The organism is Longibacter sp. (genome assembly GCF_051155795.1).
In the GTDB taxonomy this organism is placed as follows: Bacteria; Bacteroidota; Rhodothermia; order Rhodothermales; family Salinibacteraceae; genus Longibacter.
In genome coordinates this window covers 23,090-49,161 of record NZ_DAXETW010000074.1, presented here as the reverse complement: position 1 = coordinate 49,161, position 26,072 = coordinate 23,090, and the positions used below count along the sequence as shown (strand labels likewise).

General features: G+C 62.2%; 16 protein-coding genes. All 16 read right to left on the bottom strand.

What is annotated here, in order from left to right; genetic code table 11:
* Positions 1-6: 6 nt before the first annotated feature.
* The 16 genes from tssM to ACFCU0_RS08130 all read right to left on the bottom strand — a co-directional run bounded on the left by tssM (position 7) and on the right by ACFCU0_RS08130 (position 26,042).
* Positions 7-3,534, bottom strand: coding sequence for a type VI secretion system membrane subunit TssM (tssM, locus tag ACFCU0_RS08205; RefSeq protein ID WP_434973178.1), 3,528 nt, complete (start codon positions 3,532-3,534; stop codon positions 7-9).
* Positions 3,535-3,652: 118 nt separating this feature from the next.
* Positions 3,653-4,405 (bottom strand): type IVB secretion system protein IcmH/DotU, encoded by a 753-nt coding sequence (gene icmH / locus ACFCU0_RS08200; RefSeq protein WP_434973177.1) that lies wholly within the window; start codon positions 4,403-4,405, stop codon positions 3,653-3,655.
* A 58-nt stretch (positions 4,406-4,463) separates the two neighbouring features.
* Positions 4,464-5,843, bottom strand: coding sequence for a type VI secretion system baseplate subunit TssK (gene tssK / locus ACFCU0_RS08195; RefSeq protein ID WP_434973176.1), 1,380 nt, complete (start codon positions 5,841-5,843; stop codon positions 4,464-4,466).
* A 96-nt stretch (positions 5,844-5,939) separates the two neighbouring features.
* Positions 5,940-6,377 (bottom strand): type VI secretion system lipoprotein TssJ, encoded by a 438-nt coding sequence (gene tssJ, locus ACFCU0_RS08190; RefSeq protein WP_434973175.1) that lies wholly within the window; start codon positions 6,375-6,377, stop codon positions 5,940-5,942.
* A gap of 116 nt (positions 6,378-6,493) precedes the next feature.
* A complete protein-coding gene (locus ACFCU0_RS08185) occupies positions 6,494-8,029 on the bottom strand; it encodes an FHA domain-containing protein (RefSeq protein ID WP_434973174.1) in 1,536 nt (511 codons plus the stop codon).
* A gap of 76 nt (positions 8,030-8,105) precedes the next feature.
* Positions 8,106-9,353, bottom strand: a complete 1,248-nt coding sequence (locus tag ACFCU0_RS08180; protein WP_434973173.1) for a hypothetical protein — start codon at positions 9,351-9,353, stop codon at positions 8,106-8,108.
* Positions 9,350-12,637, bottom strand: a complete 3,288-nt coding sequence (locus ACFCU0_RS08175; protein ID WP_434973172.1) for a nidogen-like domain-containing protein — start codon at positions 12,635-12,637, stop codon at positions 9,350-9,352. Before ACFCU0_RS08175 ends, ACFCU0_RS08180 begins: the two co-directional genes overlap by 4 nt.
* Before the next feature lie 150 nt (positions 12,638-12,787).
* On the bottom strand, positions 12,788-14,053 hold the full coding sequence (locus ACFCU0_RS08170; protein WP_434973171.1) for a CsgG/HfaB family protein: 1,266 nt from the start codon (positions 14,051-14,053) through the stop codon (positions 12,788-12,790).
* A 294-nt stretch (positions 14,054-14,347) separates the two neighbouring features.
* On the bottom strand, positions 14,348-15,490 hold the full coding sequence (locus ACFCU0_RS08165) for a CsgG/HfaB family protein (RefSeq protein ID WP_434973170.1): 1,143 nt from the start codon (positions 15,488-15,490) through the stop codon (positions 14,348-14,350).
* A gap of 115 nt (positions 15,491-15,605) precedes the next feature.
* Positions 15,606-17,609, bottom strand: coding sequence for a serine/threonine-protein kinase (locus tag ACFCU0_RS08160; protein ID WP_434973169.1), 2,004 nt, complete (start codon positions 17,607-17,609; stop codon positions 15,606-15,608).
* 33 nt (positions 17,610-17,642) lie between these two features.
* The gene (locus ACFCU0_RS08155) at positions 17,643-19,445 is read right to left on the bottom strand and encodes an FHA domain-containing protein (RefSeq protein ID WP_434973168.1); all 1,803 of its coding nucleotides are present in this window, start codon (positions 19,443-19,445) and stop codon (positions 17,643-17,645) included.
* A gap of 326 nt (positions 19,446-19,771) precedes the next feature.
* Positions 19,772-20,368, bottom strand: a complete 597-nt coding sequence (locus ACFCU0_RS08150; RefSeq protein WP_434973167.1) for a hypothetical protein — start codon at positions 20,366-20,368, stop codon at positions 19,772-19,774.
* A gap of 276 nt (positions 20,369-20,644) precedes the next feature.
* Positions 20,645-20,974: a hypothetical protein gene (locus ACFCU0_RS08145; RefSeq protein ID WP_434973166.1), complete on the bottom strand. Its 330-nt coding sequence runs from the start codon at positions 20,972-20,974 to the stop codon at positions 20,645-20,647.
* Between the two features lie 11 nt (positions 20,975-20,985).
* On the bottom strand, positions 20,986-21,828 hold the full coding sequence (locus ACFCU0_RS08140) for a hypothetical protein (RefSeq protein WP_434973165.1): 843 nt from the start codon (positions 21,826-21,828) through the stop codon (positions 20,986-20,988).
* Positions 21,829-22,110: 282 nt separating this feature from the next.
* On the bottom strand, positions 22,111-24,912 hold the full coding sequence (locus ACFCU0_RS08135) for a hypothetical protein (RefSeq protein ID WP_434973164.1): 2,802 nt from the start codon (positions 24,910-24,912) through the stop codon (positions 22,111-22,113).
* 263 nt (positions 24,913-25,175) lie between these two features.
* A complete protein-coding gene (locus ACFCU0_RS08130; protein WP_434973163.1) occupies positions 25,176-26,042 on the bottom strand; it encodes a hypothetical protein in 867 nt (288 codons plus the stop codon).
* Between the last annotated feature and the right edge of the window lie 30 nt (positions 26,043-26,072).

Here is a 26,072-nt window from a genome sequence, read left to right as displayed (position 1 = left end):
CTGACGTCAATCGAGGGATGGCGGGACCGAGAGCCGGAAAAAGCCGGCGGGATCACCGAAGAGTTCGGTTCCACGGTACATCCGAAGGTCGTACTGGACAGACACGCGGTATCCACTCTGCGACTCGTGCGTCCACGTCGCCTGGCTTAGCGTTTTCGTCGAGGCACGAACGCGGGCGTCTTGCAGCAGGCGGAAAAGGGCCCATTCGCCATCGTATCGCTTCTCGAAGACGACGCCATCGCGTCCATCCACGGACAGGCTGACCCCCGGACGCCCGGGCCATACCACTTCAAACCAGTAGGGCTGCCCCATGGTGTAGGTGTCGGACACCCCGTGGGCCGTCATGCGAACGCGGGGAATCTGCGGGGCGCCGGACGATCGTTCTGGCTGATGCGGACGCATCTCGAGCGCTACGCGGACGACGCCCCCATCGAAGAGCGCCTCCTGAAGTTGATCCGCCCGTTTGAAGAGCCGCTGCGTCTCCGGCGAAAACACCACGCCTGCGCCATCCCAGGTCCGGATGCGGTGCCGATCGAGATCGTAGAACGGTTGGATCTCAGACTGAAGGAACGTATCCAGGACCCCGGATTCCGGCTCAAAGAACCGTTCGACGTCGAGGATGGCGGCATCGACCGAGGCATCGGCATCGAACGGATACGTCCGCCCCAGCTGCACATCGAACGGTCGGGAGACATCCTCGCGCCACCGGCGATTGAGATGGGTCTGCGTCGTGGCCAGCACGTTGCGCCAGGCCTTCTGTAGAGGCTGCTCGAACAGCTCTCTTCGCAGTTCTGCATCGAACCGGTAGAGCTGCTCGTTGAGGACGTCGATTCCTTCAGCAAATTCCCCTCCATCGGCCGCAAGGACCGAGGCCGCGAGCTCGGTGGTCTGCTGAGGGTCACTGACGACGCCGTCGACCGTGCGTCCAGCGTCACTCAAAATGCTAAGGGCATCGGCGAGCTGCGGAGACGGATCGGTTACCGCCTGACGGGGCCGCAGGGCATGCAGCCAGCTAAACCGTTCGTTCACGGGGTGAGACGCTGCCTGGGACACCGAGTCGGCGGCTCCGACGCGGTCGGTCGTGGCATCCACAGCAGCGCCGAGAGCCGAATTTTCCGCAACGCGTTTGAAATCGGTCTGATTGGCTACTTTCGCGAGCAAATGCAAGATCGGCGAGGACCGCGGATCCCCGAGCGTCTGCAGGTCTCTGGCACTCTGGCGAAGGCTGGTGGCGTTCCGGAGTTGAATCTGACTCAGAAAACGACGCCACTCGGCGGTGTAGTCTGCGAAATACGCATCCTGGATTTCCGACGCGATGGCATCGCCATCGACGGAGGCATCCTGCGTTTGAGCCATGCTTCCGAGAACCCAGTCGCCCTGCCCCGGCGCCTGGCGCTCCTCCTCGATTCTGGCTTCCATATACGTCGTCCAGCCTCGGATCGTAAACAGACCCGGGATTTCGGGGTCGCTGGCGAAGAGGGCCCGGTGCTCCCTCGGGATCAAATCCTCCAGCGTCAGCGGGCGCAGCGACGCCATGCCCTCGGCGCGGAGGCGATCGTAGGGCGAGAGAGACGCGAAGTCGATCAGGCGCCGCCGCACATTCTCGACGCGACGCTCATCCACTGCGTACGGCGACTCGCTACGTGCGGCAAAGGCATCGACGAAGGCAGCGATCTGATTTCGATACGCGGCGGCAGATTCCGCATCGCCCCACCGAGACGGGGAGCCGAGGTCGTACAGGTGCTTTTCCAAAAACTGGCGCTCGGTAGAGTCCGCCAGCCGTGCTTGATCGCTCGTTAGCAGCAAGTAGGCACGAAGGTCGGTGTACGTTTCACGCCGCAGGCTGTCCTCTCCGACGGCCGAGACAGGAAGGCGACTCGTGGCGCCGAGGCGCCGTTCGAGCGATTGCAGGTGACGCTGGACGACCGGCTTCGTTTTTTCGTAGTGCAGCGCGCGGGCCGACGACACCAGCGCGTCGTGGCGAGCCAGCCCCCAACGAAAGGACGGGGCACGCTCCGGGTCCGAAAACTCCTCGACCACGTTCAGAAGAGACGCCATGCGCGTCAGGCTCTCCGCATCGTTCGGGCGCGTCCACTCTACACTGGCCGCCGCTTGCGAGGCGTCATGAATCTCCTGGAGATCGAGTTCACTGCGAACCACGGCCTGGGATGCGACGATCACCACCAGAATGAGCACGGCCAGTCCGATGCTTGCGGCACCCGCCCGTCGCAACCATCCCGAGCGGGCCGACGCCGACGTTTTTTCCACGCGATACTGGTCGGGAATAACAACCTCCTGGAACAGATCACGGAGGAAGTAGCTCTTGGTCTCAATCTCTTCCGGGGACGCCCCATTGGACGGAGACGGTAGGTCCAGCCGTCCGGCAATGTTTCGGATGACGCGGTCGATCGGCCGGCCTTCCTGGGTGCCGCTCGTGAAGTAGAAGCCCCGGAGCTCCGGCTCGGCTTCGTACGGATTCGGCTGAAACAGGTGGCCGACGAACTCCGCCAGGGTTTCCTTCATCGCGGCGAACTCGACGGGGAAGACGTACACACGCCGCCGGGTTTCCCGCTTCATCGACCGGCGAAGCCGAGACAGGCGAATGTCCGTGAGCGCGGCGCCGAGACGGTCAAACTCCGCCTCGAACCGGTCCTTCGGCGAGCGTTCACAGCCATCCTCGTCGTCGAAGGTGCATCCCCAGATCTGCTCTCGTTCCCGCTGTGAGAGGTCCCGAAAGAACTCGACAAAGCCTTGAACGAGATCGCATTTCGTAAACATGAGGTAGACGGGAAAGCGCACGCCGAGCCGGTCCACCAGCTCGCTGATCCGGCGACGGATCGTGATGGCGTGCCACTCGACATCGTACGCATCGGCATCGAGAAGGTCGGCCACGCTAATCGCGACGATGACGCCGTTGACGGGGCGTCCCGGGCGGTTTTCCTTCAGCATATCGAGAAACGTATGCCACTCCTGTTCATCCTCGGTATCTCGAACGTACCGGCCGGCGGTGTCGAGGATGATCGCCTGATCGGAAAAAAACCAGTCACAGTTTCGCGTTCCGCCAACGCCCTGCACGCGGTCGGTCCCAATCGGGAAGTTCAGCCCCGAGTTGATGATGGCCGTGGTCTTACCGGAGCTGGGAGGACCGATAAAGAGGTACCACGGAAGGGCGTGCAGGGCGGCATTCCCTCGCTTCCCCCGCCCCAGGTTCGAGCGCTTCAGGCGTTCGACGGCATCCTCGAAGCGCTGTTGCATCTCTTCGATCTCCCGCTGCTTGTCCGGGCGCGAGCTTTGCACCTGCTGCTCGGCCTGCCAGCGCATCGAGTCTTCCATCTTGTTGGCGCTTCGCTGCGAGCGAACGAGCTCCACCAGCACCACGATCACGGACAGCGCAAGAATGCCGATCACGATGTAGAGTCGCGTCATCATCGACCACCCCAGCCACGCGCCCAGGGTGAAGGCCAGTGAAATCAAAAGCACAAACCCTGCGCCGACGGCGAAGTAGCGACTCCGGAAAAGAGAAGAGATCGACATGACGAGCCCGATATGAATGGGAAGAAGGAGGAAGCAGGGAGGGAGGCGTCCTGCGACGGTGCCGGGAAGCGGAGAACGGATCGCCCGGGAGGCCGACGACCCGTCGCCGGGGGCGCGACTAGCGTCGCGCCTGCTCAACCATCTGCTGCAGGTCGGACGCTTTCTCTTCGGCGGACTGCGAGATGTAAAAGCTCATCCCGGCGTAGACCAGTAGCGCGATGGCCAGGGCGGCTACGGCCATCATCCATCCCGGAATGCTGCGACCGACGTCCGCCGAGACTTGACTTCGCGGCTGACCGTGCGGGGAGAGCACATCCGAATACACGCCTTGAGTGTCGGCCAGGACGTCGTGACACCGTTCGATGTACTCCTGAAGTTTTTCTTGCTCAACGACCTGATATCGACCCCGAAAGCCCAGCGTCATGCAGAGGTAGTACACCTCGATGGCTTCCGCCTGACCGGCGGGCGAAGACAGCATCGCTTCGAGGCGCTCAAAGAACACCTCCCCGGCATCGTATCGGTCGTACCGCTCCATCTGGAGCGGGCGGCTGGCCCAGTCGCTCTTTCGATCCCACGAGGACGAGAGGATCGTCTCATCCAGAAAGGCGATGACGGCAAACTCGGCGGCGTCGATATGGTCGGGATCGATGCTCTTCTGGTGAGCATCCCGGGACGCGCGTTCCAGAACGTCCTTGATCCGCTGGCGCAAGTCGACGGGATCTCCCAGTTCATTCTGGGCACGTAGGTGCACGATCATCGCGAAGCATGGCGCAAACACTTCAGCGAGGCGCTGGTCGCTCGATTCGTCGAACAGCACCTGCGACCGCGCATCGGGAGCGGCGGAGTTGGACGTGCGTTGAGCAAGGGCCATGGTAGAGAGGTCCGGCTGTGATCGAGTCGGAGAACGTCGGGAACGGGGGAGCGGCAATTCAAGAGGTCGCGGTCAGGCTGAGCGACACGTCGCTGTATTCAGAGGGCACAAAGATCGCCAGAGCTTCGGCTTCCTGGATCCGATCCCAGAACGGCCCCGTTTTTAGCAGGCGAAAGTAGCTCGCCCGCTCGTCGATGGGCATGCCTGGCGGCAGCCGGCGCGTCGGCTCGATGCGGAGCGCGGAGATCGCCTGGCCGATTACCTGATCGATGTGTTCCGGGGACGCGATGCGAAGCATGTGCGGGAGACGCTCGACCAGTTCGTCTTCGGCCCGTGCCTGACTCCGTGCCGCGAGGAGAAGCTGAGCCGACTCCAACTGCGAGGGCGTCACCGACGCGACGAAGAGGTTCTCGCGCTGGCGCTCGAGAGGGATCGAGGTGAATGAATCGGAGGTGTGCGTGTCCTGCAGCGCATTCGAAATCGCGTCAAACAGCGCCCCGACCGGACGCGACGGAGAGCGGTGGTCGTAGGTGGGAAGATCTTGAGGCGCCGGCAGGTCCGGGTGGACGGCCGAGAGACCGCCTGCAAGTGACGCCAGCGTGCGGAAAACGTCGGCCGGATGGTCGGGGCCTCCCTCCAGGTGATGTCGGAGCTGTGGGATGTGGAGATTGACCAGCTGAAGCATGTTCAGGCGCACGGCATCCGACGGGGAGAACTCGCGCTGATTCATCGCTTCCCGCTGGCGATCCATGAGCGCACGACTCTTGGTGACCAGTAGCTCCACGATGCGGCGGCAGACCTGCTGGAGTCGGGAGCTTACGCCGGCCTGAAGGACGCACGGGATAAATCCGCTATCGAGCACGAAGGTGCCCCCACTCCGTGCGACGCGAGCAATCGGAAGCGTCGTGAAGCCGTCCAGGGACTCGGTGCCGAACCGGATCTGCGCGTTCGTTCGAGCCACCTCGATCGACTGCGCGTCGGCTCCTGTGGTCTCATCTCGAAAGGACTCGACCGTCGACGTGTATCGTGTGTGCGAGCTTTGCTCAGGCGTTCCGTTTCCCGGAACGTCCTGTCGCACCGGGCGCTCGACGATGCTCCGGTCGATGGTTGTGGAGGGAACGGCAAGAAAAACATCGACCTGGGTCTGAGTCGAGTCCATCGCCTCCCCCACGGGGCGTGGAGCCGGAAGGGGCGAGGCGCCCGGCATCTCGAGCACGAGACCATCGGGAAGCACGCCGCTGCACGCGTTGAGTGCGAACTCGCCGTTTCCGAGCCGCTCCTCATCGATCGAAAGAGCCGTAAGCCCCCAGTGCAGTCGAGACAGCCCTTCGACCCGGGCGTCGAGTCGCTCCTGGTGATAGCGGTCCCACTGCTGGAAATGCTGAGGGTCGAGCGTCATCCCCTCATACCAAACTACTTTGTTCGAAGTCGCAGCCATCGAGTCGGTTGTACGGATAGAAAAACGGGAGCGGATCGCGTAGATACATCCCGGCCCGGAGGGCCAGAAGCGAAGGAAGTCATCATCGGTGCGATCTTAAAACGTCACGTCGAGTCGGTCCTCCAGAATCTCGACGGTCACCTCTTTTCCTTTAAGATCAGACACCGCATGGATGGAGCGCCAGCGATTGGGCGTCGGATTGCGCAGGTCGGCGGCAAACCCGATGAACTGGGCGTTCTCGCTCGGCTCAATCTCAATCGTGCGCGACTCACCCGGAAAGATGGTGAGGTCCTGCGGCCGTCCGATGAGCTCCCCGCTCACCTGGGCGATGTCGTCCTCCCAGAACACCTCCGCGGTGGCCTGGGTGAAGCTGACCTCCCCGGACAGCTGGTAGATGCGCACGACGGCGGGATTGCCTCCGCCATTCATCTGATCGTTCCCCTGAATCATCATCTCGACGGGCGACGAACAGCCGCCGACCGTCATGAGAATGCAGGCGAGGAACAGAACAACATGTCGAGATCGGACAATCATGTACGAATCGGGTTGGACCGAAGGAGAAGGCGGTTGTGAGGTTGAAAGGGGTAATGCGTGGAGCGTGCCCTCCGAGGTTGTGGATCAACGAACGGGTTTGACCCCGATCCAGGCGGTCAGGGAGTCTCGGGGGCGGCCGGGCGTGCGTCTTGCTCGGAATGATTGTCGGAGGAGGTCATGCGGGCAAGATACGCCTTGATGAACGCCGGGCGGAAGACGCGGTGCTCTGCAACCGACCATGCGCCCCGGCGAAGCTCCAGGTGTTGCTCGGAAAGCCGATCGAGTGCGGTCGGCGCACTGAGCATGGGGATCCACTGGTACAGCTGATTTTCCTCCTGGACGCGCTCGCGCACCTGGTTGGGATCGAGCGCGTCCAACAGCTCGCGCCCACCGGACGAAACACTGGCCTTGTAGCCGTCAAGCATGGCCACCTGGTGCTTGACAACAGCGTCGACGGCTTCCCGGAGGCACGCGATCCGGCGCGCGCGTTCAGCGGGAGAGATCCTGTCTCCGAGCAGGTCGTCGTACACTGAGTCTGGGGACCCGTAGAGAAACGCCGAGTCCGGCGACTGCATGATCGTTTGCCCGATAAACTCGTGGCGGAATTGCCAGGGAATCGTGATCAACCGGGCCACGGCGCGGACGAGCTCCTGCTTCATGTCTTCCACGGAGGCCTCGCCGGGGGACCCATCCGCGGAACGCTGCTCTTGATCGGATGGAGGCGACGCGGCTCGGCCCGCCCCGAAGTCCAGATAGGACACGTCCGGAATGTTCGGGAGGGCATCGGGATCGATGAACGGCTGATCGCTATCGGATCCCGGGTCCCGGTCTCCGCCGGGCTCAGATGCCGACGGTTCCTGCCCTGATGCGTCCTGCGGTGTCCACGGCTCGAAGTCATCGTCCCGCCCAGAGGTGGGCGATGCCGGATCCGGCTGGGGAGAGACGGAGGAACGAGCGCTGGCCGGTTGACGGCCGGGCGTGGTCGTGTTCTGGTCGTCCGAATCCGTCTCGTTCTCGTTCGGACGGTCGTGCGAAGCGGACGCACCGTCGGAGTCTGCGATCGAACGGGCCGGCGAGAGGGCATCACTCAGTCCAAGCAGTTCGAAGAGTTCTCGGAGCCCGTCACTGGTGACGAGGCGCTCGGTGTTTCCGTCCGAGCCACGCAGGGCGTCCTGAAGCGCGTCGGTCCGCCGGGTGGTCGCCATCTTCTCGTAGGCGATGGCGATCTGCTGCAGCCCCTCGACAACGTCGGTGACCGGCTCTTCGAACGGATTCTGAAAGTCAGCGGCGAACGCCGTCTCCTGAGAATCGCTTTCCATCCACGCGGGAATCTCTTCCGGCTCTCGAAGGTGAACCGTGAGATTATAGTCCCCAATCGTAAACGTATCGCCGTCTTCCAGAGCGCGAGGCTGGTTGGCCTCCAGGCGCTCGCCATCGAGGAAGGTGAAGTTTTTGCTCCCGAGGTCAACCAGTGCGTAGCCTGCGTCTGTTCGCCGAATCTCGGCGTGTCGCTTGCTGACGATCCGGTTGACGTCGGCAAGATGCACGCGGGCATCGGGCGACCGGCCAATCGTGATGGTGTCGGCGTCGTAATGGGCTTCGATCGGGTCCGCCGAGCTGCTGGGCGGCTGGATGGTGATCTGAATAGACATGAGTCGTGAAAGTCAGTCGGAGGATCCGAAGGGTGGGGTATCCGGTGTGTTCAGCCGGGAGACGTCGTCGTAACCGTCAGGGGCTCCACATCAGCGCGGAGCGGACGGATACTTGCCGAAAACTTCCGGCCGTAACGGCGACGCCCGGTTGCCACGTCGTTGTCGATCCGAGTCGAACGTTGAGCCCTCCGCGAGCCGTTACCAGCGTGCGGGCATCATCGAGGTTCCACGGACCTGAAAACTCGATGTCCGTGGCATCATAGTGGGAAATGCCACCGCCCAAGCGGAAAGCAAATCCCTCGGTTGGGGCCACCCGGTAGTCGAGGCGCCCGGTGAAGCTTCGCGGCAGCGCCTGCACATTCGTCGACGCAGCATCGGGCGGGCCGAGCCCGGACAGGGACGGGACGTCCCCTCTCCCCTGCCCGGTGTATCGCGCCAGAACACGGATGTGCCGGTTGGCGCGCATCATCTGCACCTGAGAGGTGAGGGTCCACCGACTGCCGGGATCGAACGCGTCCACGTCGTCGAATTGGTCGGTTCCGTAGGCGGTGTAGGCCACGTCGAGGGACCATGCCGCGGTGCGGGAGAAGCGCCAGTCGAAGCCTCCATTCAACAGCACTTCGTTCCCGGGTGCGTACGTAGCGTCAATGCCATCAAAGGGTGTGTAGCCGCCAACGAGTCGGTAGAGCGCGCCCACGCCGAGCGTCCAGCGGTCCCCGGCGGTGAAGACGGCCGTAAGAGACGGGGAGACGCTCCAGCCACGCCCGTAATTCGGAAGACGAAGGCCGAAGGCCGTCTGGCTCAGGAGAATCGAGGTGCCCAGTGAGTCGACGGCCGGCTGCCCGCTCGGCACGTTGACGCGGAGAGAGGCGGCCAGTCGATGATCGCCCATCGGCAAGCCGGTCGAAACCCCGGCCTGGGTGTCTCCCCATCGCGTCGTTCGAGAAAGAGAGGTGGCTGTTGTCGTTGCGCCCTGGCTCTTCGCCCAAACGGTGGTCTCGCTCCCGATCGGAACGGAGAGCCAGATCTCGGAGCTCAATTGATCGATCGAGTTGCCATCCTCGGAGAGGGTTTGGTACGCCGGTTCGATGCCGACGACGACGGATCGCTGCTCCGGTGTGGCGTCGGTTTCGGGCATCGCCGCTCCCGAATTCTGGGCGAACGCGTCGGGAGCGTGCACAACCAAAACGCAGAGGCATCCCGCGAGAAGGGGGCCATACACCCAGACCGCCCCCTCGCATCCATGCGCGGTGCTCACAACGGCGTTCCACATCCGTCGCAGAACGCCGGGACTCACGAAGTCGATATGTGTGCGTCGTCTCATCGGATTACGACCAGCTTCTGAGTATTCGAATAAGCCCCTGCCGTCATCCGGACGAGGTAAACGCCGCTGGCAACGGGTTCACGCCCCCGGGTTTCGCCGTTCCACTGGATGGAGTGGGAGCCCGCCGGATACGTGGAGTCGACCAGTTCCGCAACCCGCCGCCCGATGATGTCGAAGACCTCGATGGTGACTCGGGACGGTTCAGCCAGCGTAAAGGGAAGCGTGGTTGATTCCCGGACGGGGTTGGGATAGTTCGGCAGGAAGGCCGTCGCGCGGGGAGCCGGCAGGCTGCCGTCATGAAGCGACGACAGGAACTGCTCCGTGCCAATCACGAGGCGAAGGCGTTGGGACGGACTCCCAGGCTTCAGGGTCACCTCCGCCCGGTTACCGTAGAGGGGGATGAGCGCGCCGTCTGTATCGTCGACGAGCACGAGGCGGTGACTGCGTGGGAGGGTGCCGAGGTGATGAAATCGCAGCGTCACGGGCCGTGGCGCCGCGAGAGACGCGCTGGTTTGAACCTCGAGGTCCCAGACCTGACCGTCGCTCACGGATTTGACGCTTCGCATCAGCGGGTGCTCGCCGTCGAGGATGCTCAGTCGAACGCGCCCATCGATCGGGGGAGGCTCGAACCGGTCGAGCGGATCTCTTTGGTCTCGCGCCGATGGTGCCATGCCGACCACGTTGTAGGCATCGCGTCCTCCGTCCGGGGTTGCAGCCGTCACGCGAACGGTGAACGCTCCCGCCTCTCGATCGAGGCGAGCATCCGCCAGCTTCCTGGCGTTTGCGCTCGGCACCCCTCCGACGTCCGACGCGACCCCTGGAAGAGGCTGACCCGCCTCTCGGGGAGGAATGGACAGCGTGACCGGCTCCAGCGATGTGTTTAAGACGAAGTAGCCGTTCCAGGGAAGGAGGGGTCCTTGACTCAATACAAATCCCGTCCCGTCGAATCGGTAGGGACCGGCCACGCGATCAACTCCTTCGACGTCCAACCAGTCGACCGGAAAGGCGAACGGATTGCTGATCTGATGCCAGCCGGGCTCGAGGGTCAGCGTGCGCGGCTCCCGCAGGTCGCTCGACCGGCCCGAGCCCACATCGAACGACGATTCCTCGCGGGTGATCAAAAAATAACTACGACCGGCTGTCAGGGGATCGTCCGGGGCCGACCGCTCCTCGTATGCATTCGCCTCCGCGCTCCACTCGACAAGACGCCACTGTGTGTCGTCGTAGGGGTCGAGGTCATCCTCGAAGACACTCCCAACGGTTGCATCATCCAGATCCAGTGGGATGGAAACCATGCGGTACGTCTGCGGAGGCAGTGTCGTGGGGCTGGTAATCTCGTCGAATGTCACCCGTACCTGGGCCGGTTCTGTCTCCGGGTCTGTCCCCGGGAACGTAAGGGTCTCGGTGACCTCGATGCCTTCCTCGACGAAACGGAGATAATACTGCACGCCCCGCTCGGTGGTGAACTGCGCGGGTAGGACGCCTTCGAATGAGTTGTCCTGACTCAGTGTGACGGGCTCGCAGCGATATTCGACCTCTCCGCCCGGACGGAAGCAGAGCTCGCGCGTGGTAGGGACGAAGGAGTCGGGCAACGTGCCGTCGATGGTCAGTGCGGTGCTCGCCGCCACTTCCGGGTTCGGATCGACGCCGAGATCAAAGCCCGTCCCATCCATGAACGTGGATGCCGATCCGTTCGACGTTTCGACATCGAGGAATGCAAACTCCTCACGCAGCGTATCCGGCTGGAACTGAACCTCAAGCTCTCGGGAGTCGCCGAATCCGAGGGCCTGTTCGCCCGAGTCGCTGATGATAGAGAATACGTTCGATTCGAGGGTCAGCGACTCAACGCTAAGCGGCTCTTCGGACGTGTTGTAGACGACAACGGACCGGGAGTCGGAGGTTGAACCGACTTCCTGGAGGCCGAATCGAATCCGGTCCGGCAGGATCGTGACCGGCTCGGACGTGACGTTGATCGTGAGGTCGGTGACGGTTGAAGCGGACGGACTGCCATTGTCTGTGGACTCGAAGACGAGGTCGAACTCCTGACGGGCCTGGGCGGCCGTGGGCGTGAACTCGATCACGGCAGTCGACGGATTGCCGTCGGTCAGCGACACGACGACGTTGCCGGGTAGCTCCGAGCGATTTGCGAGGACCGTGGAGACGGTTTGGCCGACCTCCGGCCCGATAAAACGGAGGGTGTCGCGGTAGGTGTCGCCAAACGAAACGTTGGACGTGCCGTCCTGGGGTAAGTCAAGCGCGACCGGGGGAAGGTTGCCGCTCTGCGTGCTGAAGCAGAACCGCTGACCGGAGAGATAGCCAACGCCGTCCGGCTCGCCTCCCGGTCCGTCATACGACGACCCGGGCGTATTAAACCGGCCAACGAGAGAATAGTCGATGCCATTGCCCTCGTTCACGCCGACGGTCGCCGGGAATCCGCCGAGTCCGTCAACGCCTCCCGATGCGTCGCCGGTGGTCCATTCCATCGGTCCGTAAGCGAAACACACGTTGTTTCCAATCCCCATGAGGGGATCGTTCCCATCGCTCAACAGCACCTGGAATGTGTTCACCTTGTCCACATTCTGGTCGAAGTATCCGACCGAGGACCAGGTGAAGACGATCCGGTTCTGGTTAGAGTCGATTCGCTGGTAGACAAGACCGCTCCGGGTGTTACGGTTGTCGACATCCGCGAAGAACGGGGCGATGAGCGGTGAACTATCGTTGGGAAGTGGAGTCGACGTAAACGTGGTATCGGGTCTCGCGAAATTCAGATTCCCGTTCATGTTCAGGTAGACGCTGTCGCGCACGGTCCCATAGAACTCGAAGGGAAAAGGAAGCAGGATCACGCTGCTCGACCCATCATCCGTCCGCGGACTCTGGCCAAACTGGACCACGCGGAAGGTATCATCGAGCGGAATGAGGAGCCCCCCGCCATTCTTCGGCCTCGTCGCGGCGTGACTCCCGATCAGTCGTTGATGGTCTTCCCAGAGCCGCTGCGCTTTCCGGTCCCCACCCGAGTTTCGCTCGGACCGGAGGGAAAGCTCACGAGCAGCCGCCTTGATCTGCTGTTTCCGCGCTTGATCGCTCAATGCCGGAACGGCGTCTCTTGAGGCGGCCGAACTGGAGGAAGCCGGAGTCTCTGTCGAGGACGCTTCTCCATTCGGGTCCGAGTCACCGGAGACCTGTTGCGCGGCCGTTGCCACCGGGGATAGTAGCACGCTCGCACTCAGCAGCAGGGCAAAGGCAATCAGCTGAAGAACCGCCCGAATGTTAGGTTGCGTGCGCATGAGGACAGGCAAAACCGAGTGTATGAACCGTGTGAGCCGGCAGGGCATGGGCCGGCCGAAGAGCACGAAGGGTTGTCGTAGGGGCCGCGTTTGTGCTTCAGGATTGACGAATGGGGGTGTGCTGGCAAGGTGCGGGTCCGCGAACCGTCGTTACTGAGCGCCATCCCCGCCGGATGAGGGCGGCGGGGGGAGCGGAAGCTGTTCGAGTGGAACAACCCCAACGGTTGCCCACTCGCCATCGGGTCGATCGCGCTCCGTTCCGGGAGCGTCGAGGCTCCCCGTCGTCGGCATGTTCGACAGTCGGAGGCGGGTCATATCGATCGATGACGTCAGCACGGGTGTTGGCAGCACCCCGGTGGCCGCCTGGTTCAGGGCCGAGGCTTGCGAGGCGCGCACGGCGGCCACGCGAAATCCGGGATCGATCTGCTGGGCCCGCCGGTAGTGCCCGGCCGCCTCCCGGTACGCTCGGCGGTCTTCCGCGTCGAGGCCTCGACTAAACGCGAGGAAGGCCTCGAAGCTCTGCGTCGGGGGCGTTTCCAGCTGCTCGTCTATCTCCGGAGTGACGCCAATTCCCAGTGCCTCCAGGGTTTGTCGCACGATAGCCCGCTGAAGTTCGAAGAGGCGGTTGATCTCCGCCGAGCCCGATTCCAGGTCCTGGCTGCCGGCGTCCACGCTCGAAAGCAGGGCCCGAAGCGTGACGCGCTGCTCATTCTGCACCGTAAAGGCACCGTTGACCACCTGACCGGCTCCCAGAAGCTGACCGGTTTCGGGGCCGGCATTCGGATCGAATGGCCCCGTCTGAGACCGTCCGATCTCATCCAGGACTGCTTGCAGGCGCACCCGCTCAACGACCGTCAGCGAAGCCACGTTGGCAAGGTCGATCGAGATCAACTCCGCTAGGCCGCGACCGATCGGTGCAAAGCGTTCGTTTCCGCCTTGATAAACCAGGGGAAGTACCGCGACCGTGGACGGAGATGCCGACGAGCACTGGCCCTGATCCAGACACTGGGCCACCTGTTGCCGTGCCTGCTGCCGCGCCAGCTCGCGGAGCACGAGATCGTAGCGCCCCTGCAGGGCCGCCCGGTACGGGGAGGATGCATCGACATCGCCATACCGCTCGTACATGCGAAGTGCCTGATCGAGCCGGTCGAGTCGCTCGCTCGCGAGACCGAGATAGAAGAGCGTCTTCGGATCGTTCTCGTTCGCCTCGAACGCATCCACGAGAAGGCGTTGCCCTCTCTCTTCGCGGCCAACCAACACATACAGCGCTCCGAGATCCCGCTTCACCTCCACATCCTGAGCATTCTCTGCCAGGTCCTTCTCGAGACGCGCAAGATCTGGACGCGCCTCGGCCTCGGTGATTTCAAGCGAGGGTTGGGGCGTGGCACACCCTGCAAGAAGGGCGAAAGCTAACACACCAAAGATAAACGACCATGCGACCGTGCACGCACGGACGTACGGCCCGCGGACGCCGTAGACACGGAGCCTCGAAGGTCTGTCGCCGCCGGAATGGTGGAGGAGCGAGAGCATGATTTTTCCTGTGTGCAGACCGCGAAAGGCGTGTTCAGGGTTCACGTTCGCAGATTGACCCTGCGCACGATCGCCCGGTGTTCTTTCCACTCGAACCCTTTCATACATATTGCGAAGAACGAAAGATAGGCCGGTCACCGAACGGGTACCTGGTGACGCCTACACCTTGGATCTCATTCATCACCGTGATCCGTCGGCGGCGCCATCTTCCGAGGCAGATGCAAGCATGGGACGCAGGCTCTCAAGACGCCGCTGGGCCTGAATGTAGTCGGGGTCGTGCCGGAGAGCCGTCTTCAGTTTCTGCGTCGCTCGCGCGTAGTCTCCGTCCTCGATCAGCTTCAGGGCGTCCGAGTAGGCGAGCATCGCATCAAGCGATTTCGACGGCCCCGAGCCGGTCTCCGTCGGATCCGTCAACGAGATCGTCGAGTCGATCGCCGTCGCCATCTTCTGGCTCAACTCCCGGGTCAGGCCGTGGAACTCATCGACCTTGCCATTAATCGTTCGCCCCAGCCGAATCCGACCGGTTTCCGTCTCCACGAGGCGCGACCAGATGGTGATCTGACCGTCGAAGATCATGTAGCTGCCGAGCATCACGTTCGTTGCGCCGAGCAGGCGGCCCGCCTCAGCGGCCGTCTGCGGATCCATGATTCCTTCTTCGCTCATCCCGATCTCCTGTTTGATCCACTCCAGGCGCTCTCGCTCGATCAAGCGCAGCTGCGTGGCTCCGCTCATGTGCTGCACGAACATCGTCGGCAACCCCCACTTGAGTCCTTCGAACCTCTCCTTCTGGTCGATCGAGTTGTTGCTGAAGTCGATGATGGCGAGGGTGTGTATGTCTTTCGGCACGTAGCACGACCCGTCAGGCTGCTTTTTGCCGGTCCAGCATGGATTGTCCGCCAGATCGCGTCGGGCCTCGTAATACACGTTCATGATGGGCGGCGGCTCGACATCGGGGTCAAGCTCGATCATGGGCGGCTCCAGGCGCAGCAATTCGGTCATGGCCAATCGCGCCTGTTCCGGGTTATCCCGAATAATGTGGGTCCGACCGAGATACTTCAGCGCCTCTCGCTTCCGCTCCCGGTAGGGCGTGGTCTCGGCCACGGTCGCGAAGAGCTCCGCCGCTTCGTCAAACGCCCCTTCCTGGTAATGGGACTGCGCTTGCTCGAACAGGTCGTCGGTCTCCTGCCCCGTATTCTCTTCCCCGGTCTGCGCATGCGCCAGGCCCAGACCGACCGTCGCGACGAACACGCAGGCAATGGCCAACCGGATCATTGCTCCGACACGGGGTGGAATCGATCGGACGAATCCGTCAAGAGAAATCATGGCCTTGTAGCGTTAGAGGAAAATAGAACGATGATCAAGAAAATCAGAACCCGAGAGGCTCAACACGTCAAAACCGATGGACCCAGGGGCGGCGCATCGTCAACGTAGAGGCGAGTCAGTAAGAACTGGCGCGCTCGATGGTGAAGGAGAGAACGTGCGTCGTTTCCTCGAAGCCCGGTTCGATGTCGACCACGACAGACGCGCCGGAGAACGGTTGCACAGCATCGGCCTCCTCCCCTGTCCGCTGGTTCCACGTTCCGCCCTGGATGGTAAACGCGTCGCTCCGATTAATGCGAAGCTCGATTTCGTGACGCCCGGGGCCGAGTCGTCCACGGAATGGCGTATTGCCGCGGTTCTCCCCGTCAATCCACACGTTACCCCACGATCCGATCGTGTTCACCGTGACCGGTTGTTCGAAGTAGAACGTGCGGTCGACCGTCTCGCCGGCATCCAGCGTTAGGGTTTCGGTCCTCGTCCCGTACACCGGATGGCGGTATTCGACGCGTTGCGCTCCCGCATCGACCGACACGGTGCCCGTCGTGCGAATCGTTTGCCCCTGCACGACCGCGGAGCCGCCAGGCACGGATACACGAAGCGTCGCGGTGGAAGCCAGCGCCTCTTCTCTCGGGGACGGATCCGTGTCTCGATCGGTTCGATCCGCGTTCGCCGTTTCGGCGGGCTGGAGCTCGATGACGCCGACGTCGGCGGTATTCCCGGATTGAACGTCTACGGAGGTCAACACCGACTCGAAGCCGTCGAGCGCGAGCCGCACCTCCGCCCGTCCCGGTCGGAGGTCGCCGCTCGTGAGGGGCGTCGTTCCGAGCAACGAGTCGCTCAGGAAGACCTGTGCGCCCGGAGGGGACGAATCAATTTGAATGGTCCCGCGACGGTCGACGGCCGTGGGTCGGAGGTCGACATCGAGGATGGATGCACCCTGCACCGTCAGCAACGTGTCGATCGGCTGATACCCGTCACGCTCGATGCGGAGCGCGAGGGTGTTCTCTGCCACATCCACCCGCGTCAGGGGTGTCACGCCGAGCCGCGTTTCGCCGGCGTAGACGGTTGCGCCTGCCGGAGTCGTCTGAATGGAAAGGGAAGAAGACGCAGACGGCCAGAAGACGTAAGCGAGAGCCCCAAACACGGTGAGAACACCGACGCCCATGAGGATCGCTTTCGTCGTATAGCTGGTCGTTTCGTCGCTCTCGGTGCCCTCTGCAGATGCTCGGCCGTTTGCGCCTGCCGATTCATTTGCCGTACCCTCAGCCGTGTCGCGGGGGCCGGCACCGGCCTGTGAGGCCATCGACGTCAGGGCACGAAGGGTGTGTCGCGCAGAAGGGTACCGGTCGTCGGGATCGCGCTCGAGGAGGCGGCGGACGATGCGATCGAGCGCCTCCGGAATGCCGTTGTCGAGCGAGCGTGGACCGGGAAGGTCCTCATCCGCAATGGTTCGCATCACCTCGTAATCGGTGGCCTCGGCGTCGTAAGGTAGCCGACCGGTCAGCATCTCGAAGAAGACGATGCCAAGGCTGAAGAGATCGCTGCGGGCATCGAGGTCGGCACTGTCGCGCACCTGCTCGGGCGACATGTACTTAAGGGTGCCGGCGATGCCTCGGGTGACGGTTTCATCGCCGTCGTCGTGCATGCGGGCGAGCCCGAAGTCGGTCACCTTCACCCCACCCTCGGACGGCAGCATCACGTTCTGGGGCTTGACGTCGCGATGGATAATCCCTGCTTCGTGGGCGTCGACGAATGCCTGCAAGATGTCCTTCATCATCGGAATCGCCGTCTCCCACGCGAGCGCGCCTTCGTTCCGTAGATACTCTTTCAGCGTGGGGCCGTCGACGTACTCCATGTCGATAAGGAGTCCTTCATCCACCTCTCGCAGGGCGTGGATGCCGACGATCGACCGGCTATTGATCCGGGCAAGCGCGCGAGCTTCCGTTCGGAAGCGTCGGAGGAACGATGCGTTACCGGCCAGACCGGGTCGGATCTGCTTCAACGCCACGGTTCGGCCGAGGGAGACGTCTTCCGCTTCGTAGACGACGCCCATACCGCCTTCTCCGAGGACACGGATCAGGCGGTAGCCACCGAGGACACGACCTACGTCAGGAGACGGCATGAGCAGAGATGGAGATCGAGAAGGCTGGGGGCGTCACGGGCTGTCGTCTTCACGGGCGACCGGAGGAGCATAGGAGACGTCGGCCGCTGCGTCGATGGCCTCGGTCAGCGGGTTATCGAAGTCAAACCCGAAATGACGCGGGGCCTGACCGATCACTGCTGCGGAAAAGACGCGAAGCACGTAGTCGCGCGTTTCTTTCGGCATGCGAGACCGGTAGGTCGTCAAAAACTTCCAGTAGTTCCGCTCGTCGGGGGTTTCCTCAATGCCCTCCAGGGCGGCATCTGGAATACCATATCCGTCCATCCGGTTGAGCTTGCTGTTCACCCGGTGTTCGCCCCAGTTGTACGAGGCGATCACGAGAAGACCGGATGCCTGCGCTTCGGTGGTGTAAATTAGCTGGAGGTAGCGGGCCGCAGCCTGTGTAGACTTCTGGAAGTCGTGGCGCTCATCGGCCGGGTCGACCGCTCGGAGGTTGACGCGATTGCCCGTATCCAGCCCGAAGGCGCGGGCGGTCGTCGGGATGAATTGCCACATCCCCTTGGCGATCCCCCAGTTCGTGGGCGGGCCGACGGCGTCGGTTTTAAAATCGCTCTCCTGAAGGGCGAGGTAGAAAAACTCCGGGGGAATCCCTCGCCGCATCATTTCGCGGACGATGGGCTGTACGTAACCGTTCGACTGCGCCCGCTCAATCGCCTGCCGGAAGCGCGGCTTGCCCGGCCCGAGCCAGTAGCCGTGAATCGTCTCCCGGACCTCACGGACAAAGCCCGCTGGCATGCTGAACTCACTCTCCCCAAACGTGCGAGCGACCCGGTGGATGATCTGCTCCTCTGCAGTGAGGTCGCGACGCAGTCCGAGTTCTTCGACGTATCCCTGATACACGTTCTCGAGGTGCCGGCGCTCTTGCTCGATCTCGGCGATCGTGCCCTCAACCGGAGGGTTGTCCTCGACGGTGCGGCGAAGCTGTGCGAGCGCGAGATTCTGGCGCTGAATGCCTTCGGATACCTCCATAGCCAGGTCTTCCAGTCGCTCGCGCTGCTGGTACTGCCAGAGTGCGACAACAGCGAGCGAGAGGCAGATCACGAGGACCCCGACGACGACGTACAAAAACTGTCGGCGCTCCGAGTGCCGCGCCCGCTGGTACGCCTGCCGAAGAAGCCGGGTATGGGCTCCGCCGGTCTCGTCGTTGCCGTCTTCCGCAAAGTAGTAGTCGTAGTAGGCGGTCACCGACCGCTTCATCGGCCCCGGATCCGACGGAACGGCGTCCGGCACGGACTGCTCGCGAGAAGGTCGTTCGGCGCCTGGAGAGGAGGGCATCCCCGGGACGGCTCCGTTCGACGGGCGTTCGGCGCCTGCATTAGAGGCCGCACCATCGCGTTGATTCGGGTCGTCGTGTCCCGGTGTCGAGGACGGGTTGGGGGCAGAGGCCTCGGCGCCTTCCCCGGATGAAGACGGGGCCGTCTCTCGCGGGGACATTGACGACGCGGATGCCCCCCGTCGACTCTCTCCTCGCTGATCCTGCAGACCGAAGGTGAGCGCGGGTCCATCGATGCCGAATCGCACAACGGTGCCGTCCTCGATGAGCGCCTGCGTCTGTCGCGTCCCGCCGATGTAGAGCCCGTTGGTGCTGTCGCAATCGTGAATGCGCCACGCCGCGCCGTCAACCACGACCTTTGCGTGGGTTCGGCTCACCAGACCCGAGTCGATCGTCACGTCGCACGACGCATCTCGCCCGATCGTAAACGCTCCCGTGAAGGAGAAGGCCTCCTTCAGGCTATCCCCCCTGACATGAACAGGGACGGACACCGCCTCCGAGGATGTGTTGGTGGAATGCGTCACGGTAGATCCTGAATCCGTCGGTGCGTAAGTCCGATGCTTCGTACCCCGATGCATGTTGCCCCGGTGCGCCTCGAAAAGGGTCGAGATCGCGAGGTCAGGGCATGTCCGAGTTGTTCGGACCGATCAGACGTACCAGGATAGATAGTATGATCATACTCATTGCGGAGTACCGCATCTTTGCGTCCCTGGAGCACTCGATAGTCTCCAAACCCCCCGTCTAAGGATGCGCCGCAGCCCCTGCCTTCGCTTCACTTTCGCTCCATCCCCGCACGGAAGGAGCCTGATCTGATTCGTGGGCCGGGCCAGATCGAATCTGCGTGCGAGAGCTATCGATGGCGCGCGTCCGCCTCGGGCGAACGAATACGAAATGATCGCATCACCTGCTCGATGATCGGTCCGAACTCTTTCCGTGTGTCCCGGCGGAACGATGCGGTGAGCGTGTAGCCAACACCGTCTCCGAAGGCGTAGACCTGTTCCTGGTAGAGCGGCTCCTCCTGGTCCTCCGGATGCCACCGGTAGATGCAGCGGTACGCATCGTCTCCGGACTGCAGCGGCAATGGTCCGTGCACCAGAAGCCGACACTCAGGCAAGCTGCTCTCGAGCGGTTCCATCTGCTTCGCTGCATAGTCCGAAAGTGTAGCGCAGTCCGTCTGGCGTTCGACGGTCACGGTAATGTTGTGTCGCATTCCGCGCGAGACCGGCCCGAGGAGCGTGTACGTGGTCTCGCATCTCCATGCGTCGCTCGGCAGCGGCATCTGGAAGGCGTCGGCGTGATACAACTCACGGTGCATCGACCGCTCTTCGTCAGAAGGCGTGGAGGTCGCCTCCTTCGCATCGTCTGCGGACGATCCCTTCATGGGGGAGTCAGAGGCATCTCCCGTGTTCATCAGGTGCTGGTAGTAGTCGGGGATGTCGGAGGACACGGCGTTCGCGGCTACGTGAGGGTGTAGGAGGGTGTAGAAGAAATCAGTGTGGGTGCGAAGGAAAACGCAAGGAGCTCTCTTGCATCTCGGCTTTCCCGGCGCTTGTAGCATTTCCATCCACCCTCTTATGCGTAAAAGAGGGGTCGATCATGACATCGCGATCAATTTTTTTGGACTCCTCTCCGGCCGTACGGTCTGGGATGTGGAGGGCGTCTTTTTTCAGAAACCAAACGCGGCAGATCGAAATCGGCCACGATGTGACGTTGAGCGCTGTTTCTACAGAAAACTCCCGGTCGAATCGAAGGCGAAGGCTACCCAGTACGCGATGATAGATGCCTGAAAGAGCCAGCTAACCGCGAGATACAGAACCCCGAGGATCAAGAGAACGCGGCGGCGACCTGAAAGCTGAGAACACTCCTGGAGAACCATGGCTATCGCCACCGGGCTAGCAAGGCATGCGGCGATGGTTAAGCTGAGGCCGATGGCGGAATTGAATCCCGTGAGGTAGGCAACAATCTGTGCCGTTGATAATCCTGCGGCCAGGAAGATGATCGAGCCCAGAGTTCGCTCCGAAGAGGCGGAAAATGTAGGCCAGGGACCGTCCATTGCGAGACCGCTCACTGGATTTTGGATGGCTCTCGAAGGAGGCTCCCGAACAGAGCCCCCAATCCAGCAAAAATCAATATGGTTGCGCCCATGTGGAGCCCATAGATGGCCGCAAGGCCCCATCCTCCGAGCGCCAGGAGTGGAGCCACCCGAAGCGCGTCCGTTCCCCGAAGCTGCCTGCGTTCGGCGATGCTCATTGCGTGGCGTACGCCCTGGTCATAGTACATCTGGTGGATTCGCCGTCGCGCCCGAAGGTGGCGTACGAACATCCATGCTGCCGGAATGCCGAATCCGACCATTCCCGCAATCGAAACGCGCACGATCGTGTTGTCAATCGAGGGATGGATGCCGAGGGAGCCGCCGTCCGAGATCACGAGGAGGATCTGGCTGATGACAAGAAATAAGGCCGAGACAGCCGGGACGAACAAGAGGGCCCGATGCGGACCGATGTGCGCATCGATCAAGTGATGCACGCCCTTGGAGGTCTCATCGGTAATGGACAACCCGCTTTTGCTCCTGACGGCGTAGCGGATGCTTCCGGCATCCACGATCTCGAGGGTCACACGGTCTCCCGTTGGAAGGTAACCGGTCCAGTGAGCGGGCAGGGCCACGATGGTGCCCCCCACCCAATGTTGGATTCCCGAGGAGCTGCCAGAGGTTCGGTGTATCCCCGTGATGGTTGACACGTATTCGGGGAGGTCATCTGTCAGTTGCAAACGGTCCCGGTAGACCCAGGCCAGCCCGCCGGCAATCATCAGGCACACCATCGGCCCGACGATCAATGCGGCGGGTTCATTCTCTGTGATGCCCAAATAGACGAAGATGCCGACGAAGACGATGGGAATGCCCAGCACCAACTGAGCAAACCGCCGACCCTTCCGGATGCAATGCCGCACGTAACGCCGTTCCGCGCTGGTTACAGGACGTGTCCCGCGAGGGGAGCGGCCGCCCTCGGGAACGTCCCTTGACCGTGTGGCACCGCTCGCGTCTTCCGGCATAGAGTCGAGAAAAAATGGGGGGTCAGATTGTGATGTCAGCTTGCCAAAATCCTGGCTTCGGCACGTCTCGGTTCCCTGAGCCCTGTGGTGTGAAGGAACGAATGCGTCTCGCCTCGGGCGAGCGACGGGGACAGGTAGCTACGATGGACGAGACTCCACGGTGGTGGTTCTGGATGGGTGAAGGCGTCCACCTCGAATGTAGCCGACGGGGCCACGCATATGGTAGGACTGGTCGAGGTCGTCGACCGTCGCCACCTCCTGGATCTGAACGCGGACCTCGGCTCTAAAGGAGAATCCGGCGGCCGGCATTTGCAAACGGTTTTGCGTATCCGTACGAAGGTCGAGATCCTGGATCTTCCACTGGCGAACGAAGCCACGGGGTACCTGGACAGGATCGGATCCAGTATCTTCCGTAAGGACGAGGTCGAACCCCGGGGAGGGAATCTGCATGTCGTCGGGCGCGACGGAGTCGGCAACGTCATCAATCGCATGGGAAATGCGAAAGTCAGACACTTCGTATGTCGTCCCAGGCGGGTGAAAGCCGGGTCGGACCGTAAGGCGAAGAAAGGTGGGAGTTGCTCCAGGGGATGAACCATATGTATAAATCGCCCCATCGGCATCGAGCAGGTCCATACTGAGTTGGGGCCGTGCGAGGAGTTGAAGGAGATCGACCAGCTCTTGCTGATGTCGCTCCCGCAGCGCAGCAGCATCCAAACCCTGAGCTGCCGCTCGCTCTTCCTCACTCCAAGCACAGGTGCGTAGGAGCTCTTCGAGCTTTGTGTCTGCGAAGAGAAAAACGACGACAGACAGGAGCGCCAGACCAATTCCGACGGGCCCGAGGAAAGAAAGCGCCTTGATCATGCTCAGCAGAATGAGGACCGAGGCCCCGAGGGCCAGCCCGGCACTCCACGCCCCGAACGTGTCGTGCTGATCGCTCTCTGAGGCGAGAGTGATGGCTGCCGCCACCGCCCCCAGCACGGCGCCAACGACACCGACTACGCGCAGCCCGATAGCTAAGCGGGTCATGGTACCGGCATTCGAGCGCAACGCCGTTCGAGGAAGGAGGTGTTCGACGCCTTCGACCGATCCGGCAACAGCGCTCCCCAGTCCCAGGCCGCTCGCTACGGCACCCTGGTAGCTCGCCCACCAGTTCTGTCCGCGCTGCTGTTGCTGTTGCCCCGCTTCTATTTTGTCGATAAGGTCTGGGATGCCGGTTGCCACGTCCAGTACATCGAGAGCCAGCAGGAACCGTCCGGCATAGTTTAGCTGCCGCGTCCGCAATTCCGCCTCGATCTGAGTAGCTGAAACGCGGTCCCCATGCTCGTCGATGGCGGCCGAGAGTTCGGCGAGATTCTCTCGACCTCCTCGCGTCGAAACGGGGGATAGCTGTCGCAACTTCGCAATATAGGCATCGCGGCGCTGGGCGGCGGAAGGGGCGTCACCCCGGCTTCCGCTCGAAGACAAAATGTCGCTCGCGTTGGCGATGGCGGCGAAGTCCCGGTGCTTGGCTACGATCAGCCCGCTCTCCGACGTCTCAAACTGAAACGTCTGCACGAACTGCTGGGGCGAAAGGTGGCGGCGCGTCCCGACGACGTTTGCCACAGCCCGGGGATCGACGAGCTTCATTCGAAGCGTCGAAAGCTGCGTGGACTGAAGGGACGCGGACGGATTCGGCATGAGGATCTGGTGGGCGCGGAGAAGTCCTGCCGTCGATCCCGTGCGCAACTGCGTGCTCAAATCTCCTCGTCCACTCGACAACATCGCGTCCCGCAGGTCATCAAACGCCGCATCCCCCGGCAGAATGAGCCTTTGGCCCGAGAAAAGACCTTCGTGTAGCGGCTCAAGGATGCGAAGTTGATGGTCGGTAACACGCTGTCGGCGCGAACCGCTCACCCGCACCCGAACGGTCTCCAGGTGCTCCAACAGAAGCCCGTTGGCTCGGACGCGGCGTGCACGAAGATCACTGAGCGCTTCCTCCGAAGATCGCTCAATCAGTTCCGCCTTTTCGTGGAGTGACTCGAGGTATGATTCCGAAATCTGACTGAGCCGCCGCGTAAGGCGCGTGGCGAGCGCGACTCGCTCATACCAGTTCGTGGCATCATCCTGATTGTTGGCAAGATACTCTTTGAGAAAGTTCAGGCCGTGAGTAGAGTCCCCGCTCGCCATTAATATCTCCATCTGGCGCAGGACTTCGGACTCTACCTTGTCCAACTGTGTGTCCGAGCAATCTTCAATCGAGGCGGCAAACTCGGTTGCGTCGTCCCGGGCGGCCGTGAACTTGGGGGAGTCCAGTAAGATGCTAAAGAGAAATCGGCTCCAGCGCTGGATTTCGCGTTCCAAGCTCTGCTGATCCGAGCTGTACGTCTCCAGAAACGAGTCGATGTGATCGGTTGGCCGTCCCGGCGCGTGGTCCTCGTCCTCTTGCTGTTTGTAGGCTTCGGCCGTCGCTTTGTAGAGGGACCCGTGAAACACCGTTGCCGCGTGCTGAATGGTATGTGCCCGGGCCCGGTGAATGGCTGCCTCGTACTTCACCTGAATCTGTTGAGCCAGGTGCACGGGATCGAACAGTGGAATATACCATCCCCCGGACGGACGGCGTCCTGCCGTAAATCCCGTGAGGAAGATTCGTGTACAACGGGATTCCAAAAGCCTGTTTGCGTTCGCAAGGTAGGCTTCGATTCGGTGCCGAGGGAGCTGAACGTGCGACAGACACACCCAGAGCTCGGTACGATCGAGGTTCCAGTCGAACGTCAATTCGTCTCGCTCAACGGTAGCCTCTCGTTCGTCTTCCCCAACCCATGCCTCGTTTCGCCAATTGACCAGCTTCGTCTGCCCCTCGTCGTCGTACTGTATTTCGGCACTCAGAGAAATCCACTCCGTGCCGTCATCGGCCCGGGCAACATGACCGTTTCTGTCGAGATGGCGACGAAATACATACACCCATTTCTGGTGTCGATCGTCCGATTGGATGGGCCCAAATGAAAGGCTGTCTCCATTTGTGATCGAACGAAACCTGAGAAATTCCTCGTCCGGAGGGCGAGTGATCACAGGAGACTCCGAACGTCCCGAAAACTCGGTAAGCTCTACGAATTCGAGGACGACCTCGCGCGTTTCGGCGACGGTGTTCGTTGTCGAAGTTTGTCGTTCGTCAGCGGGACCACCCATGGGCTGAAGGTCGGGGAAGGGAGATAGAGCGAAAAGATTTAGAGCGATTTCCGGTCGGGAAACTCAAAGGAAATCGGGCCGGGCGGAAGATCTTCTTCTCGTGCGGTTCCGTCCGCATCGAGAGACCCCTCGCGCGTCTTCCCATTGGCAAGATGCAGCACGTAGCGTTCATCGGAGATCGGAGTACCGTCCTCAGAAACGCGCTGGATCTCGAACCAGTCCTTGAACGTGATGAGGTTGGACCTCGCCTGGAGTCCTCCAACATCGACCCGGAAGATGTACTCCGGATGCTGATACCCGTCCTCCGCGTCTCCGTCGGCCGGGATGTCGTCGGTATCTTCGACGTATTCGAACTCCCATTCCGCTTCGACCTTTTCACCGTTGATCTTCGTCGGGAACCGGGTGACGAGGTCGTGGGCCCCGTCGGCATCGTGCTCCAGAATAACGAGTTCGGCTTCGGTGCCGTCCGGCGCCCCGGTCGCGGAGGCCGACAGGGTCAGCACGTCGCCCCGGCGGGCCTCGGTGACGTCCTCGCCGTCCTTGATCCATTGCAGATCGTCGAGCTGAATACGCGGTAGGAGCGAAAGGGGAGGCGACGTCGCGCTCAACCCGTGATCGGGGAGTGTGATGTCGGCGAAAAGAATGTCTTCCGCGTCGCCGGGAACGGGGATCTGGGCGCGGAGTCGATTCGCCGTTAAGGCTTCGGTGTACGTCTGAAAGGTTGTGCCGGCCTGATCGCGAAGTTGAATCTGGACGACGGCACCATTGCCAACGAAGTGGGTCTGGATCTGCAGGCCCACGCGGGATCCGGGCGCCGCCTGGCGTCGACTCCACGAGACAACCTCGATGGCGGAGTCGAGCTGGATCTGGTGCGTTTCGTTTGTGCTTCCTCGATGGGTCGGCATGGCAAGAGGAATGGATAGGCCAAACGGTTA

What these genes read in the sequence shown, in the direction of transcription:
- ACFCU0_RS08160 (WP_434973169.1), bottom strand. Translation starts at nt 17,609, where the DNA reads ATGCCGTCTCCTGACGTAGGTCGTGTCCTCGGTGGCTACCGCCTGATC.
- ACFCU0_RS08185 (WP_434973174.1), bottom strand. Translation starts at nt 8,029, where the DNA reads ATGTCTATTCAGATCACCATCCAGCCGCCCAGCAGCTCGGCGGACCCG.
- icmH (WP_434973177.1), bottom strand. Translation starts at nt 4,405, where the DNA reads ATGGCCCTTGCTCAACGCACGTCCAACTCCGCCGCTCCCGATGCGCGG.
- ACFCU0_RS08130 (WP_434973163.1), bottom strand. Translation starts at nt 26,042, where the DNA reads ATGCCGACCCATCGAGGAAGCACAAACGAAACGCACCAGATCCAGCTC.
- ACFCU0_RS08165 (WP_434973170.1), bottom strand. Translation starts at nt 15,490, where the DNA reads ATGATTTCTCTTGACGGATTCGTCCGATCGATTCCACCCCGTGTCGGA.
- tssM (WP_434973178.1), bottom strand. Translation starts at nt 3,534, where the DNA reads ATGTCGATCTCTTCTCTTTTCCGGAGTCGCTACTTCGCCGTCGGCGCA.
- ACFCU0_RS08145 (WP_434973166.1), bottom strand. Translation starts at nt 20,974, where the DNA reads ATGGACGGTCCCTGGCCTACATTTTCCGCCTCTTCGGAGCGAACTCTG.
- ACFCU0_RS08175 (WP_434973172.1), bottom strand. Translation starts at nt 12,637, where the DNA reads ATGCGCACGCAACCTAACATTCGGGCGGTTCTTCAGCTGATTGCCTTT.
- tssJ (WP_434973175.1), bottom strand. Translation starts at nt 6,377, where the DNA reads ATGATTGTCCGATCTCGACATGTTGTTCTGTTCCTCGCCTGCATTCTC.
- tssK (WP_434973176.1), bottom strand. Translation starts at nt 5,843, where the DNA reads ATGGCTGCGACTTCGAACAAAGTAGTTTGGTATGAGGGGATGACGCTC.
- ACFCU0_RS08180 (WP_434973173.1), bottom strand. Translation starts at nt 9,353, where the DNA reads ATGAGACGACGCACACATATCGACTTCGTGAGTCCCGGCGTTCTGCGA.